This window comes from Sulfuricurvum sp. (assembly GCF_036279695.1).
GTDB lineage: Bacteria > Campylobacterota > Campylobacteria > Campylobacterales > Sulfurimonadaceae > Sulfuricurvum.
On record NZ_DASUIQ010000103.1, the window covers coordinates 1 to 14,400 of the forward strand.

Sequence of the window (14,400 nt, forward strand, 5' to 3'; positions counted from 1 at the left end):
GCCCAGCGGCGGATTTTTTGGTAAAACGATAACCCTTTTTGGTTCATCGCACCGACCAAAGTCTCTTTACGGGCGAAAACTTCTTTGCGCTCTTCATCGATACGTGCCAATTTGACATCAACATCGGCTTTTACCGTAGAGATACTCCCCTCGATTTCAGTCGCTTTTGCTTCTAGCTCGTTGATTTTGCCTTGTTTGTGATCGATCAATTTTTCCAAACGTTCAATCTCTTCGTTCGCAAAGCTCACTTGCTCTTTAGCGATCTCTTCTTCGAGTTGAAGCGATTTCATTTCGCGTTCAGTTTTAACTTCACTGCTTTTACGGCCGTTCTCTTCGAGTTTTGCAGAGAGTTCAGCAAGGTGAAGTTCATTTTTTTGCTTTTTGATTTGCTCGTCTTTAATCTCTTGTTTGAGAGTATTAACTTCGTTCATGATACCGTTTTTAGTTGCGAGAAGCGCTTCGTACTGAAGGTTTGCTTCTTCGATTTGCGGTTCAAACGCATCGATCTCTTTGTCAACATGAGAGAGCTCGATTAATTGTTCAAGGTGTTTGTTCATACGTTTCCTTTTGGAGTTACACGATTACCTAATTTTAGCTCAAAGATAGGTGAAGGGGTTCTTAGATGGTGAAATTATAACACTCAATCCTAATTTTTCCAAATACCCCCCTAAAACCTCGCCAAAATAGCGCTCGCTCTCATAGTGTCCGATGTCAATCATCGATAATCCGAGAGATGAAGCCTCCATTGCGTCATGGTATTTGATGTCGCCCGTCAAAAAGCAATCGGCCTCAATATTTCGCATCAACGATGCACCCGATCCGGTTACCAATGCACAGGTTCGGATATGCTCATGACATTTCACCCCGCGGGTGTGGGGGAGACCTAACGCCATCTTGATCTTTGCAGCGAACGTCTCATAAGGTTCATCCACTCCGAGATAGGCGACAAACCCCTCTTTGGCGATAATGGGATACCCTAAAACCTCCGTTGCAACGTAATCATTGAGATGCGTTTGGTCGAAATTGGTGTGCATCGCGATATTGGTGATGTTTTTTCGAATCATCGGTGCCACGATTTTTGCGGGGTATTGGTTGAATTGCAACTGTTTGAGTCCGCCAAAAATAACCGGATGGTGGGTAATCAACAACGCATTCTCAGGGATAGACTCAATCAGCTCTTCATCGATGTCGATGCTCAGTACCACATGGGTGATCTTTTGGGCGAAATCGCCGACAAGCAGACCGGAGTTATCCCACCCCTCCTGCATCGCAAACGGAGAGAGGCTATCAAGGTAGCTGTATATCTCTTTGACCGTCATTTTTCATAACTCCTTTTATGCCGTTTGAGACGGACGTGTACCGCTTGTGAGCCCGAGAGAGGATCGGAAAATTTAAACTCAAATTCACCCAACCCCTCGATCAGATCGAGAAGCTTTTTGTAGCCGTAACTGCGGGGGTCAAATTCGGGGGATTTGTTGATCAGATTTTGTCCGATAGACCCCAGATACGACCATCCCGCTTCGTTGGTCGTATCTTCCACCGCATTTCGTACCAATGCCAAAAGAGCTTTGTTGTCCGGTTTGATTTTGGCTCCGACCGCTTCTTTATGGTTGGCGTCGCGGCGGAGATTTTCGGTGTAGATAAATTTGTCGCACACGCCGATAAACGCTTTGGGCGTTTTTTGCTCCCCGAATCCGTAGACTTTGATCCCCGATTCGCGGATACGGCTCGCCAAACGGGTAAAATCGCTGTCACTGGAGACGATACAAAAACCGTCAAAGTTTTTCGTATAAAGCAGATCCATCGCATCGATAATCATCGCGCTGTCGGTGGCATTTTTCCCAGTCGTGTAGGCAAACTGCTGCATCGGATGGAGACCGTGTTCGAGAAGGATACTTTTCCACCCTTTGAGTTTGGTATCGGTCCAGTCGCCGTATATCCGTTTAACACTGGCAATACCGTGCGCGGCGATCTCATCCATGAGCCCCGCGATAATAGAGGGTTGTGAGTTGTCCGCGTCGATCAAAACGGCAAGACGGGCTTGATGATCGATCATGCTTTATCTCCTAATGACAAAAGTGCCTCGCGAGCCTGAGGGAAGTCGCTTTGTAGTTCCAATGCCCGTTTATACATGGTTCGGGCTTCCTCGACCTCATCCATATCAACCAATAGATTACCGTAGTTATAAAACGTCTGAGCATACGCGTCATCAATCTCAATCGCTTTGAGATAATGATCCTGTGCGCGTTCATACGCCCTCTCGGATCGGTAGAGCGAAGCGATCGCATTGTGGGTCAGATCATCGTTTTCATCGAGTTCCAACGACTTCTCATACAATTCGATCCCTTTGAGGCGATCACCGCTTTTTGCCGTAACAAATGCGAGCTTATTGATAATTTCGGGATTATTCGGCTGAATTTTGTATGCCTCTTCCAAAATTTCTTTGGCTGCCTTAACCTCTCCGCGTTCATACGCATCATCTGCTTCCCGCACCAAAGCCTCTTCAGAGAAAACAGCGCTATCTTCGCGCGGTTCAGGGGCTTTTTGGGGTGGAGGGTCTTGAAGTGTTTGGACGTGTCGATAGATCTGATATGCGAAAAAAAGTGTCGCCCCGAACATTAAAATTTGAAATGTAGACATAGTGTTCCTTTTTTGTAACGATAAGTATAATATAATCCCGTTAACTTAAAACCAAAATCGGTAGAAACCATGCCTAACAATTACAAAGATCCAGCACTTTATATCAATCGGGAGCTTTCATGGCTCCAATTTAATACCCGCGTCTTGCGACAAGCCCAAGATGAATCGCTCCCCCTTTTTGAGCGACTCAAGTTTTTGGCGATTTACGGAACCAATCTCGATGAATTTTATATGATCCGTATCGCGGGTCTTAAAAAACTTTTCAGTGCGGGGGTCAATGTCTCGGGAGCGGATCGCTTCACCCCTTTGCATCAGTTGCGTGAAATCCGAAGCTACCTCCACAAAGAGCAGCAAGAGGTTGAGGGGTGCCTTCTTGGGATCATGGAAAAATTGGAACATGAGGGGATCTTTTTTAAATCGTACAAAGAGACCACGACGCAACAACAGCATATTCTCGATAAATATTTCAAAGAGAATATCTACCCCGTTATCGTCCCCATCGCCGTCGATGCGACCCACCCGTTTCCTCACCTGAACAACCTCAGTTTCGGGCAAATCGTCAAACTCCGAGACAAAGACGATCCGAGTGTCGAGCGCTACGGGATTATCCGTATTCCGCGCGTATTGCCGCGCTTCGTCGATATAGACAACCGCATCTACATCCCGATCGGTAGTGTCGTCTCCGAACATATCCAAGACCTCTTCCCCGGCTATGAGCTGATCAAATTCTCAGCATTCCGTATCACCCGAAATGCCGACATCGCCATCGAAGAGGAAGAGGCGGACGATTTTATGGAGATCCTCGAAGAGGGGCTGAAACTCCGTAAAAAAGGGGAAATCGTCCGATTGGAACTCAGCAACCATGCCGACGACGATCTGCTAAACTTTTTCAACCGTCACGCCAATGTTTTCAAAGACGACATCTACCGATTCCAAACGTATCTCAATCTCGGTGCGCTGTGGCAAGTGGTCGGAAACAAAGATTTTGCCCATCTGAATGTTCCGAGTTTCAAACCGCGAAACCTGCCGCCGCTCGATTCGGACGAGAGCCTCTACACCATTTTGGATAAGCAAGACCTCGTCTTGTTTCACCCGTTTGAGAGTTTTGAACCGGTCGTTCGTCTCATCCAAACGGCCGCCAAAGATCCCGATGTCGTCTCTATCCGTATGACACTCTACCGCTCGGGTTCCAAATCGGTTATCGTCCAATCGCTGATTGCCGCCGCCGAATCAGGAAAACAGGTTACCGTCATGGTGGAGCTGCGCGCCCGATTTGACGAAGAGAACAACCTCCAATGGGCAAAAGCGCTGGAGAGTGCCGGAGCACACGTTATCTACGGTATCACCGGATTTAAAGTACACGCGAAAGCGGCACTCATCACCCGCCGTGTGGACGGAAAACTCAAACAATACGCCCATCTGGGGACAGGGAACTATAACCCATCCACCGCAACCGTCTATACCGATATCAGCTATATGACCAGTAACGATGCGATCACCTATGATATGACCCGATTTTTCCACTTTTTGACCGGATTTAGCAAAAAAGGGAAACTGGCCGAGCTCTACATGGCACCGACCCAGATCAAACCGAAAATCCTCTCCCTCATCCATAACGAAACCCGTATGGGGAGCGAGGGGGTCATCATCGCAAAAATGAATGCTCTGGTGGATGAAGATATTATCCGTGCCCTCTATAAAGCCTCTCAGGCGGGGGTAAAAATCGAGCTCATCATTCGCGGTGTCTGCTGTCTGCGTCCTGGGGTTAAAGGGATGAGTGATAATATCCGTGTTATCTCGATCATCGGAAAATACCTCGAGCATGCCCGTATTTTCTATTTTAAACACTCCTCTCCGCAAACCTATATCTCCAGCGCCGACTGGATGCCGCGAAATCTATTGCGCCGTATCGAACTATTGACACCGATAGCGGGTGAAGAATCATCGAACAAACTGCTCCAGATTTTGCAGTTGCAAACGTCTGACAATGTTCTCGCCCATGAGCTCCAAAGCGACGGAACGTATCTCAAAGTAAGCTCTGAGGGACAAACCCTGATCAACAGCCACAGCATCGTTGAAACCCATACGAACAAAGTGTATAATTCGGTCAAAAAACAAACTCCGAATTACGTGCAGCAACTCACAACACGATTATTCAAAGAGAGCTAAAAGGAACCCTTTATGATCGGAAATTATTTGCACTACTCCCCTACGATCGGTGAGAGAACATGGATTGCCCCCTCCGCCGATGTCATCGGACGGGTAGAACTCGGCGAAGATGTCAGCATCTGGTTTGGCAGTGTCGTTCGCGGCGATGTCCACTTCATCAAAATCGGTGATCGCACCAGTATCCAAGATCTCAGCATGGTACACATCACCCACCATAAACGTGACGATATGTCGGACGGTTATCCGACGATTATCGGTAATGACGTGACCGTAGGGCATCGAGTCATGCTACACGGATGTACGATTGAAGATGCGTGTTTGATCGGGATGTCCGCCACGATCCTCGATGGTGCCGTGATCGGTAAAGAGTCCATCGTCGGTGCAGGGGCATTGGTGACCAAAAACAAAGTCTTCCCTCCCCGCTCTCTCATCATGGGAAGTCCGGCGAAAGTAGTCCGTGAGCTAACCAATGAAGAGGTTGCCGAGCTTTATGCCTCCGCTCAGCGTTACGTCTCTTTCAAAGAAAACTACCGCGTAGCAAATGTCTGAATTTAACCTTGTTCTCGCTGCCGATATTCTCGGGATCATCGCCTTTGCTCTGAGTGGATTTTTGGTCGGGGTGCGGAACAATCTCGATCTTTTGGGTCTTATCATCTCCGCGTCCCTCACTGCACTGGGTGGAGGGGTCGTGCGGGATGTCATCTTGGGACGCATCCCGTTTGCTTTTAACGAATACTACCCCGCTATCACCGTGATCGTCACCATTTTTCTCGCTTTTGCTTTTCGTCTTTATCGTAAAAAGCAACTGGAACGTCAATGGCTCTTTATCATCTCCGATACGATCGGTCTAGTCGCATTTAGCATTACGGGGGCATTGCTCGCCATCGAGGTGGAGTTCAATTTCTTCGGAGTGATGATCCTCAGCTTTCTCACCGCAGTCGGTGGAGGGGTATTGCGCGATACGATGATCAACCAAGTCCCTTCGGTTCTCATCAGCGATTTTTACGGTTCTATCGCTATTATCGTTTCCGTTTTACTCCTCCTTTTGGTGCAGATGGATTTGATCAACACATGGGGTGTCGCAGGCGTTGCAACATTCGCAATTTTTTTACGTCTTTTAGCCGTTACCAAACAATGGCATCTACCTAAACTCAATATGGAATAATCATGTCTAAACTCAAACTTTTTTTTATCCTCATCCTCCTAGGAGGGGTGATCGACATCGGACGCTATTTTATCTACCCTAATGTATCCGATTTAAAAGAGACGAATCCGATCCCAACCGCTTTTATGGAGTATCGCGAAGCGGAGTGGGCAGAGCAAAATCGGGATATGGAGATCACCCAAAAATGGGTTCCGATGTCGCAAATCTCCCCGAATGTGATCAAAGCGGTATTGATCGGAGAGGACGATAAGTTCTGGAATCATGACGGTTTTGATGTAGCGGGGATGGAGCAAGCGCTCGAGAAAACCCTAAAAAAAGGGAAAGTTGCCGGAGGAAGTACGATCAGCCAACAACTCTCCAAAAATCTCTACCTCTCTCCGAGCAAAAATCCGGTGCGAAAAGTCAAAGAGGCGATCATCACATGGCGTATCGAACAAACCCTCTCCAAACGCCGTATTTTAGAGATCTATCTCAATGTTGCCGAGTGGGGGGATGGGATTTTCGGAATCGAAGCGGCGGCTCGCCATTACTATCATAAAAGTGCCAAAAACCTTACGGGGCGTGAAGCAGCCCGTCTGGCGGCGGTACTTCCTAACCCGATCAAATACGATCCTACAGGGGATCAAAAATATGTCCAAAACCGTTCCCGTATCATCTACAAAATTCTCAAACGCAGAGGGGTCGTCATTCCTGACTTTAAAGAGGTGATGACACCGACGAAACAAGAGAGTGCCTCTCAAGAGAGCAACCAAAGCATAAGCGATTTATTCGCGCCGACCGACTCCGCTGAAACACCGAATGAACTCCCCTCTAATGAAGAGAACGCTAATGAGCAAAACGGAACCGATCAACCCTAAAGATCTGAGACTCAGATCGGTCTAAATCCGATCAATGTCATATCATCCCGTCGCGGTTCATCTCCGCGATACGCTTCGAGCTGCGCTTCGATATGTTTCATCTGCTCATTCATACTCAACTTTTGATTTTGCAGGATAATATCACCCAAACGTTTTCGTCCCAGAAGTCGTCTCGGTGAGCCTCCCATGTGATCGGATATACCATCCGTCAGCATGTAAAACGACATCCCTTCCGTTACACAGATCGTATAGTTTTCAAACGGTTTTTTAGGGCGTATACTGCGGTATCCCAAACTTGCCCTCGTCGGCTTCAACTCATTCAATGTGCCGTTTTCGACATAGATCAGAGGCAAATTAGCTCCCGCATAGGTCAACATACGGCTTTCCATATCGTAAACACAGATAGCACAATCCAAACCGTCATCCGACGTACTCTCAGGATAATCCTGACGTAATTTTGTCCGTACCCGCTCATCGATAGCAACAAGGAGTTCCGAAGGGTCACTGATTTTTAGATCGTGGATAGCTCTATGAAGGGCTGCGGATGCAACCATCGTCATAAACGCCCCCGGAACACCGTGCCCCGTACAATCGATCACGACAATAAAACATTGTTTCCCAATCTTTTCGATCCAGAAATAATCCCCACCGACAACATGAAGCGGTTCCCAACAGACAAAAATATCGGCTATAGCACCATCTAGGGCATGTTTGTCGGGCAATGAAGCCTCTTGAATTTTGCGGGCATATCCGATACTCTCCATCACCAACGAGTTGGCATGGTCGAGTTTAGCGTGTGCTTCATCGAGCGCTGCTTTCTCTTTTTGAAGCTCTTGCTGTTGTTTTCGGGCATGTCGCAATGAACCGAGTAAATGAACCATAAAAGCAAGAGCAAGCACAAGGACAATCCAGTACTTTTTGAGGACATCGATCAAATTGAACTTGCCGAGATCTTTATAAGGTCCGATTTTGAGTTCGCGATAGAGTTCGTGTACCGGATTATAATCAGCAGGTACCGACCACCCTCGTATCTTCGCCGCTTTAGCCGCTTCGCTGTTCTCGGGCATCTCCAACAATGCCACCGCAACCAGTTGTGCTAAATGATCATCTGTGTCTGAAAGCTTGCTAAAGGGCCATTCAGGGTAGAGGCGCGTACTGTATTGATAGGGAAATTTTCCGGTTGTCACTTGTTTGTTAATAACCTTAATATCGCTTAGATTGATTTTGCCCTCACTCGCCATCCGTTCCAAAATATCCGAACGGATCACCCCGACATCCCCTTCGCCGTGTAATACCCCGAGAACGACTTTTTCATGATCGCCCAGCGTTTTGACCTGCATATCACTCTCAGGGTCGATGCCGACTGCCTTCATCTCCCGAAGCTGCATCAGCCAACCACCGAATGAAGAGTTATCTACCGATAAAAGCGTTTTCCCTTTCATATCGCTCAGTGTATTGATCGGACTGGCGGCTTTGGTTAAAAAGACACCTCCGAATCGGTTGCACAGGCACCCCTCAGGACCTCGGTTGGTCAAGGTAGCGATTCGACTGATCCCGTAGGACGCTTCCAATTCAATATACTGCCCCGTATTCACGACGACGAAATCAACCTGCTTCGCCCCCACCGCACGATAAAGTTTTTTAAAATCGAGAGGGACAAGCTCAAAATTATACTCAGGAATCGTTTGTGTCAAATACTCCATCGTCGGTTGCCACATTGTACGAGCGACATCTTCACCCCGATGGGCGAGCACCCCGATTTTAACCGTTTTCACTTCCGCATATACGGTCGTCATGAGCATTGAAATCAGAAAAATAGCACTAAAAACCCTCTTTAAAAATAGTAACATTATTTCTCCCTGCCCCTTTTGCTTCATAAAGTGCGCTATCCGCTTTGGACAATGCGTGTTCAAACGAATGGTCATTTTTGGTAAATTGGTACAATCCGATACTAACCGTAAGAGCAAATGCGCCTTCGGCATCACCGATCAAAAAGGGAGCTTCAGCAACATTCATGCGCACCCTCTCGGCGACGCTATACCCCTCATCCACTTCCGTATCCGGCATGATAATCACAAACTCTTCACCCCCGATACGCCCGATAATGTCGGTGGTACGGAGAGAGTTTTTACAAACCTCCGAAAAATGTTTAAGGGCACTGTCTCCGACACTGTGTCCATAGGTATCATTGATCTTTTTAAAGTGGTCGATGTCGAGAATCAAAAGGGATAATGCGTGTTCCTTTCGTAAGAACCGTTTGAGCTCATTGTTTCCAAACTCAAGCAGTTGCCGCCGTGTATATACACCCGTCAGCGAATCTATCATAGCAATTGCGCGTAACTCCGCTTCGAGAATCTTTTTCTGTGCGATCTCTTCTTGCAGTGCACTGTTAAGCCCTTCTAACTTTTGGGCTTGTTCCTCTAGGCGCTCATTGGCATCTTGAAGTTCTACCGTCATGTGTCGCAATTGTTCTTGCTGTCGGTCGCTCAAGCGGATAAGCCGTTGCTGTTCTCTAAAACTTCGGCGATACCCCTGTGCTAGGCTCTTCATATTGTCATGCACGAGTTTCGCGTGGGCATCAAAGCTGGTTGCCAACTCCTCGGCTTGTTTTATAACTCTTTCTTCATTGTCAAAGATAGTAAAATCACCGTTTTTTGATTCGGGTGCCATCCGTTACCCTAATACGCAAAGATTAAATGCAGCATGTTCCATATCGGAAGCGAAATCTTCCCCGAACTCTTGCATCGTATCGTCATCTTCGTTGTAGTACCAATTGATAACGGTATTTTTCCCTTTGGTTTCGGCGGCATCTTCCAACAGTTGAAAAAGGTTCATCAACACTTTCGCGCTGGAGCTGTTGAAATACTCAAACTCAACATTGAAAACGATCTCTCCCTCGAATGCCCCATTCAAAAACTCATCGAGCGCTTTATGCAGCGGACCGAAAAATGCCGAGGCATCTTCGGGATACGACTCCCCTTTAAAACTAAACACTCCGTTCTCAAAATCAAAAATGACGGCCGGAGTTCTCTCTGTTGCTTCTCGAATAATGTTTTCCATCTCTACTCCTCCCTCTTAAATATACGCTTTTAAACAAAAAAATGAACTCTCATTATCGATCTTCTCAAAATCGAATTCAATCGGTTCACTCGCTCTTCGGGCAATTTCGATTAGCCCTATCGTCGCCCCTTTACTCTGAGCCTCCGGCTCTTCTCGAAGCTTCTCTTTGTAGTATGCTTTCAAACCGTCTTTGTCAAGCGTTTTCAAAATTTCCAAACGCTCCCTCAGCATCGATACATCGGCGTTATCGACCGTATTGGAGCAGACGATAAAAAATTTCTCCCCCTCATGACCGACGGTGATCGTACCGCTCCCCAACTCTACTTTTCGCCCCACATCTCCCTCGACGCGATCCGACGAATAGCGGATAACATTTTGAACCTGCTCGACAAATACCGAAAATACTTTCTTAGCCGTATTCATATCGGTATCGTCCAGTGTCATCTTTTGCTTTAGCGCTTCACCGAGCGCAAACAAAATCCCCTCTGAAACGAAGCCGCTAAAAGAGACCATGATCCCTTTTTCATCCAACGATTTTTTAAAACTGTAATACTCTTTTGCCAACATGAAAAACCCTTTATACTATTCCGTGACATACTCTATTTAGAGGCTAAAAATGTATTGTGTAATACCGATCTAACATTTTTATTTATAATTATAACCTATGAGCGGTCTCATCTCGGTCACATTTCGCTATAATTTATCAACGAACTAAAAAGGATCACCCTATGAACAAGCGTACGTTTCTCAAATTCTTCGCCCTTACCTCCGGTTCATTGGTCTTAGCCAATTCCGATGCTCACGCAAGTTCGGCTCACGCTGCGCCAAATACCGCAGAGTTACAAGAGATGGCTAACAAAATGTTTGGTGAAGTGATCGCCCAAAACGATTACTACGTCAACCATCAAGGTTCCGCTTTTTTTGAAAAAATGAAAAATTCCCAACATCCTCGTGCTACGGTCATCGGATGTTCGGACTCCCGTTTTCAAAGCGATGCTCTCGATAAAACATCTGAGAACGACCTCTTTATCATCCGTAACATCGGAAATCAGTTCAGCTCCAACATGGGGAGTGTCGAATACGGTGTACGCCACCTCAACACCCCTCTACTCATCATCGTCGGGCATTCGCGATGCGGTGCGATCAAAGCGGCTCTGAGCGATTACTCAGCCGAGGGACCGCATATCATTAACGAACTCGATTCCCTTTCATTAGCGCTAAGAAAAACATCTCTAAGCGGCACCGAAGAGTCAAAATGGCTTGCGGCGGTTATCGGTAATGTCCATCAACAGGCATACTACGCCCAAAAAGAGTTTAAAGGGGATGTGGAGAGCGGAAAACTCACCATCGTCGGAGTGGTTTACGATTTGGCGAACGATTTTAACAACGGCTACGGACGACTCAAAATCGTGAATATCAACGGCGAAACCAACCCTGAAAAAATCATGCAGTTTCCATTGATGAAATCACTCTTTAAACCGGTGCACGTCTAAGAACGATCCATCCGAGCAGTGATGTTGCCGCGATAAGAGATGCGGGGGCGTACGGATCACCGCTGAATTTTTCGAGCGATGTCATAAGCATGGGGGTTAATCCCCCGACAATCCCTGCGGCGCTTCCTAAAATCACTGCCGTAAACGATGCCCGATACCCGTGATAGTTGAGTGCCATCACCGTCGAGGCAAAAATAGGGGCTTGAAAAGCACATAAAAGTACCACCAAGATCAAACTTCCCCCCAATGCAACCCAATACCCGCCGATACTCATCCCGACCATCAAAGGATAGATACCGAGTGCCAAAGCTAACGCCGCCGTCCGCATAACACGAAACGAACCGATTTTATCGGCTACCATCGCCATCAAAGGGATAAATATCACCCCAATGACTATCGAGAGCGTATTGATCTGTCCCGCTTCTACTTTTGAGAGATGGGCACTTTTTTCCAACCAAATCGGAAGGTACACAAAGACGGTATAGTAAAAAATCCAAATCGACGAGGCGATTGTAAGAAACTGCCAAAACTCGCGGCGATGATGTCTTAAAATCGCTACGATAGGGACGGTTTTATCGTCACTCGGCACATAATTGTCGGCGAGATTACGGCGTAAATAGAGCCCTGCCGCCGCAATAACGATACTCGCCCAAAACGGGATTCTCCATCCCCATTCTCCCATCGCATCTTCTCCAAGATACCACAGCAACGCTCCGCATAATCCTGAGCCTAGCGCCATACCGATTTTGGCACCGACCGAGACAAATGAGCCGTAGAGGTTTTGGCGGTTAGGGGAAGATTGCTCTACGAGATAGACGATGGAGCTGGCATATTCGCCCCCCACAGAGAGCCCCTGAATCATCCGAAGTGCCACGAGAAGGATCGGAGCCAATATCCCTATCTGTCCATAAGTGGGTAAAAAACCGATCAAAAAGGTAGGAAGCGCCATCATCATGAGCGACCCCATCAGTGCATACCGCCGTCCGACACGATCGCCGATATGACCGAATACCAATGCCCCGACAGGACGCATGATCATCCCTGCGGCAAATGCGCCGAAAGAGCCTAATAGAGAGAGAAAAGGATCGTTAGAGGGGAAAAAGAGGTGTCCCATCATCACCGCTAAAAAGCCGATGAGGGCAAAGTCGTAATATTCGATGACGTTGCCGATAATCCCTGCGGCGATGATTTTCTTTTTGAAACGGATCAAACGATCCACCCGCCGCCAAGGAGTTTTTCTCCCTCATAAAACACGCCCGCCTGCCCTGAGGCGACACCGAGTACCGGTTCATGGAGTTCAACCACCGCATGATCGCCCTCGATTTTGACCGAACATCGCACCGCAGTCGTGCGATAGCGAAGTTTGACGTCACACTCAAACTCGGTGCGATCATCAAACATATTAACCCGTTCCAGCTCCACACGTCTGCACTCTAAATCCTCGCGAGTCCCTACGACGATCTGGTTTGTGTCAGGCTTGATCTCGACGACAAAATGGGGATCATGCGCTCCGTTGACCGTAAATCCTTTACGCTTACCGATCGTATAGTGCATGTACCCTTTGTGTTTACCGACGACTTTACCGTCCATGTTGAGGACATCCCCCTCCTGATCAACCGGAACGTAAGGTTTGAGAACATCCATATAGGTCGTTTCGACAAAACAGATCTCACTTGATTCGCTTTGCGATGCAAACGACTCCAGCCCCTCAATACTTGCCGCGAAGGCTTTTATATCGCTTTTGTGCCGTTCACCCAAAGGAAACAGCAATCGCTTCACCAATGTTGGATCGATGTAAAAGAGAAAATAGCTCTGATCTTTCGTGTCATCATGCGCTTGAAGGAGGTATTGCCCGTCATGACGAATATAGTGCCCCGTTGCGACATAATCGGCACCTATCGTGTCGGCAAAAGCCACCATCGCTCCGAATTTGATATTACGGTTACACAGTGCACACGGATTCGGCGTTTTACCCTCACGGTAGGTTTCGATAAAAGGGGTAAACACTTTTGCGTTAAACTCCTCTTGAAGGTCGAGGATATGGAGTTTTACCCCTGCAAAGTCCGCCGCTCTCTGCGCACGTGCTTGATGGATCTCATGATAGCCGGGTTTGGAATGGAGTTTCATATAAACTCCTTCTACCTCATACCCTTGCTCTTTGAGTAACAGTGTCGAAACGGTCGAGTCAACCCCGCCGCTCATCCCGATCAATACTTTTTTGCCCACTAACTGCTTCCCTGTCCCGCATAAGAGTGTACCTCATCGGTATGCGATGTGAGCGCTTTATAATACTTGGTATCGGTTAACCCCTCTCGCTCCATCGTTTGTATTTGAGAGATAAGTGACTTCTCAATCTCTTGCACCACAAAATCCAAATCATCGGTCAAATTGATAAGACGTACATCTTTTTCATCAATCATCCCCTCCGCCAACATTTTATCTTTGATAAATTGCACGAGCGGAGTATAGAATTCGGTTCCGACAACGAACAAACGGACTCCCCATACTTTACGGGTTTGAATCAAGGTCAACGCTTCAAACATCTCATCGAGCGTACCGAACCCTCCGGGGAAGATAACATACGCCATCGAGTATTTGACGAGCATCACTTTTCGGGAGAAAAAGTAGTCAAAACTCTGCCCTTTGGTGATATACGGGTTGGGTTGCTGCTCGGTAGAGAGCTCGATATTCAGACCGATCGATTCAACCGCTTCGTTCTCATACGCACCCCGATTGGCGGCTTCCATGATCCCCGGTCCCCCTCCGGTAATCACGTTATACCCTCTCTCACCGAGCATATTGGCTAACGTCATTGCCTGTTGATAATAGGGATGGTTTTCATCCAGACGGGCACTTCCGAAAATCGTGACCGAAGGGCCCAAATCTCCCAGTTCGTCAAATCCCTGAACGAAGTCGGCAATTATTTTAAAGACACTCCAAACGTCCGCTGATTTAATGTCTTTAACATAGCGGCTGCTTTCATATACTTTTTTTTTGCCATGCCGTTGAGCCATTC

Annotated in this window: 16 protein-coding genes; 5 read left to right on the forward strand and 11 right to left on the reverse strand. The window is 47.3% G+C overall.

Annotated elements, in window-relative coordinates:
* The 4 genes from VFW36_RS09940 to VFW36_RS09955 form a co-directional block, all read right to left on the reverse strand.
* Positions 1–557: hypothetical protein (locus tag VFW36_RS09940; RefSeq protein WP_329658659.1), on the reverse strand; the 557-nt coding region annotated here is incomplete at its 3' end.
* Positions 558–596: 39 nt separating this feature from the next.
* A complete protein-coding gene (locus VFW36_RS09945; RefSeq protein WP_329658660.1) occupies positions 597–1,319 on the reverse strand; it encodes a Nif3-like dinuclear metal center hexameric protein in 723 nt (240 codons plus the stop codon).
* Positions 1,316–2,056, reverse strand: coding sequence for an NYN domain-containing protein (locus VFW36_RS09950; RefSeq protein ID WP_329658661.1), 741 nt, complete (start codon positions 2,054–2,056; stop codon positions 1,316–1,318). Before VFW36_RS09950 ends, VFW36_RS09945 begins: the two co-directional genes overlap by 4 nt.
* The gene (locus VFW36_RS09955; RefSeq protein WP_329658662.1) at positions 2,053–2,640 is read right to left on the reverse strand and encodes a tetratricopeptide repeat protein; all 588 of its coding nucleotides are present in this window, start codon (positions 2,638–2,640) and stop codon (positions 2,053–2,055) included. Before VFW36_RS09955 ends, VFW36_RS09950 begins: the two co-directional genes overlap by 4 nt.
* A gap of 69 nt (positions 2,641–2,709) precedes the next feature.
* Here VFW36_RS09955 and VFW36_RS09960 point away from each other — a divergent pair, with 69 nt between their 5' ends.
* The 4 genes from VFW36_RS09960 to mtgA are packed head-to-tail and all read left to right on the forward strand — an operon-like array spanning position 2,710 to position 6,831.
* Positions 2,710–4,809 carry an RNA degradosome polyphosphate kinase gene (locus tag VFW36_RS09960; RefSeq protein WP_329658663.1) on the forward strand — a complete coding sequence of 700 codons (2,100 nt, stop codon included), beginning with the start codon at positions 2,710–2,712 and terminating at the stop codon, positions 4,807–4,809.
* A 12-nt stretch (positions 4,810–4,821) separates the two neighbouring features.
* A complete protein-coding gene (locus VFW36_RS09965; RefSeq protein WP_329658664.1) occupies positions 4,822–5,358 on the forward strand; it encodes a gamma carbonic anhydrase family protein in 537 nt (178 codons plus the stop codon).
* The gene (locus tag VFW36_RS09970) at positions 5,351–5,974 is read left to right on the forward strand and encodes a trimeric intracellular cation channel family protein (RefSeq protein ID WP_329658665.1); all 624 of its coding nucleotides are present in this window, start codon (positions 5,351–5,353) and stop codon (positions 5,972–5,974) included. The genes VFW36_RS09965 and VFW36_RS09970 overlap by 8 nt, the downstream gene beginning before the upstream one ends.
* Positions 5,975–5,976: 2 nt before the next feature.
* The gene (gene mtgA / locus VFW36_RS09975; protein WP_329658666.1) at positions 5,977–6,831 is read left to right on the forward strand and encodes a monofunctional biosynthetic peptidoglycan transglycosylase; all 855 of its coding nucleotides are present in this window, start codon (positions 5,977–5,979) and stop codon (positions 6,829–6,831) included.
* Positions 6,832–6,842: 11 nt separating this feature from the next.
* Here mtgA and VFW36_RS09980 read toward each other — a convergent pair whose 3' ends face one another.
* The 4 genes from VFW36_RS09980 to VFW36_RS09995 are packed head-to-tail and all read right to left on the reverse strand — an operon-like array spanning position 6,843 to position 10,458.
* Positions 6,843–8,681, reverse strand: coding sequence for a PhnD/SsuA/transferrin family substrate-binding protein (locus VFW36_RS09980; protein WP_329658667.1), 1,839 nt, complete (start codon positions 8,679–8,681; stop codon positions 6,843–6,845).
* On the reverse strand, positions 8,653–9,501 hold the full coding sequence (locus tag VFW36_RS09985; RefSeq protein ID WP_329658668.1) for a GGDEF domain-containing protein: 849 nt from the start codon (positions 9,499–9,501) through the stop codon (positions 8,653–8,655). Before VFW36_RS09985 ends, VFW36_RS09980 begins: the two co-directional genes overlap by 29 nt.
* 3 nt (positions 9,502–9,504) lie before the next feature.
* Positions 9,505–9,891 (reverse strand): DUF1987 domain-containing protein, encoded by a 387-nt coding sequence (locus tag VFW36_RS09990; RefSeq protein WP_329658669.1) that lies wholly within the window; start codon positions 9,889–9,891, stop codon positions 9,505–9,507.
* A 15-nt stretch (positions 9,892–9,906) separates the two neighbouring features.
* On the reverse strand, positions 9,907–10,458 hold the full coding sequence (locus tag VFW36_RS09995) for a SiaB family protein kinase (protein ID WP_329658670.1): 552 nt from the start codon (positions 10,456–10,458) through the stop codon (positions 9,907–9,909).
* Between the two features lie 161 nt (positions 10,459–10,619).
* Here VFW36_RS09995 and VFW36_RS10000 point away from each other — a divergent pair, with 161 nt between their 5' ends.
* Positions 10,620–11,384, forward strand: coding sequence for a carbonic anhydrase (locus tag VFW36_RS10000; protein WP_329658671.1), 765 nt, complete (start codon positions 10,620–10,622; stop codon positions 11,382–11,384).
* Here VFW36_RS10000 and VFW36_RS10005 read toward each other — a convergent pair.
* The 3 genes from VFW36_RS10005 to VFW36_RS10015 are packed head-to-tail and all read right to left on the reverse strand — an operon-like array spanning position 11,365 to position 14,398.
* Entirely contained in the window at positions 11,365–12,603 is a 1,239-nt protein-coding gene (locus VFW36_RS10005; protein ID WP_329658672.1) for an MFS transporter, read from the reverse strand. The genes VFW36_RS10000 and VFW36_RS10005 overlap by 20 nt on opposite strands.
* A complete protein-coding gene (gene mnmA / locus VFW36_RS10010; RefSeq protein WP_329658673.1) occupies positions 12,591–13,610 on the reverse strand; it encodes a tRNA 2-thiouridine(34) synthase MnmA in 1,020 nt (339 codons plus the stop codon). Before mnmA ends, VFW36_RS10005 begins: the two co-directional genes overlap by 13 nt.
* Complete coding sequence (locus VFW36_RS10015) at positions 13,610–14,398, reverse strand: TIGR00730 family Rossman fold protein (RefSeq protein ID WP_329658674.1); 789 nt, start codon at positions 14,396–14,398, stop codon at positions 13,610–13,612. Before VFW36_RS10015 ends, mnmA begins: the two co-directional genes overlap by 1 nt.
* Positions 14,399–14,400 lie beyond the last annotated feature (2 nt).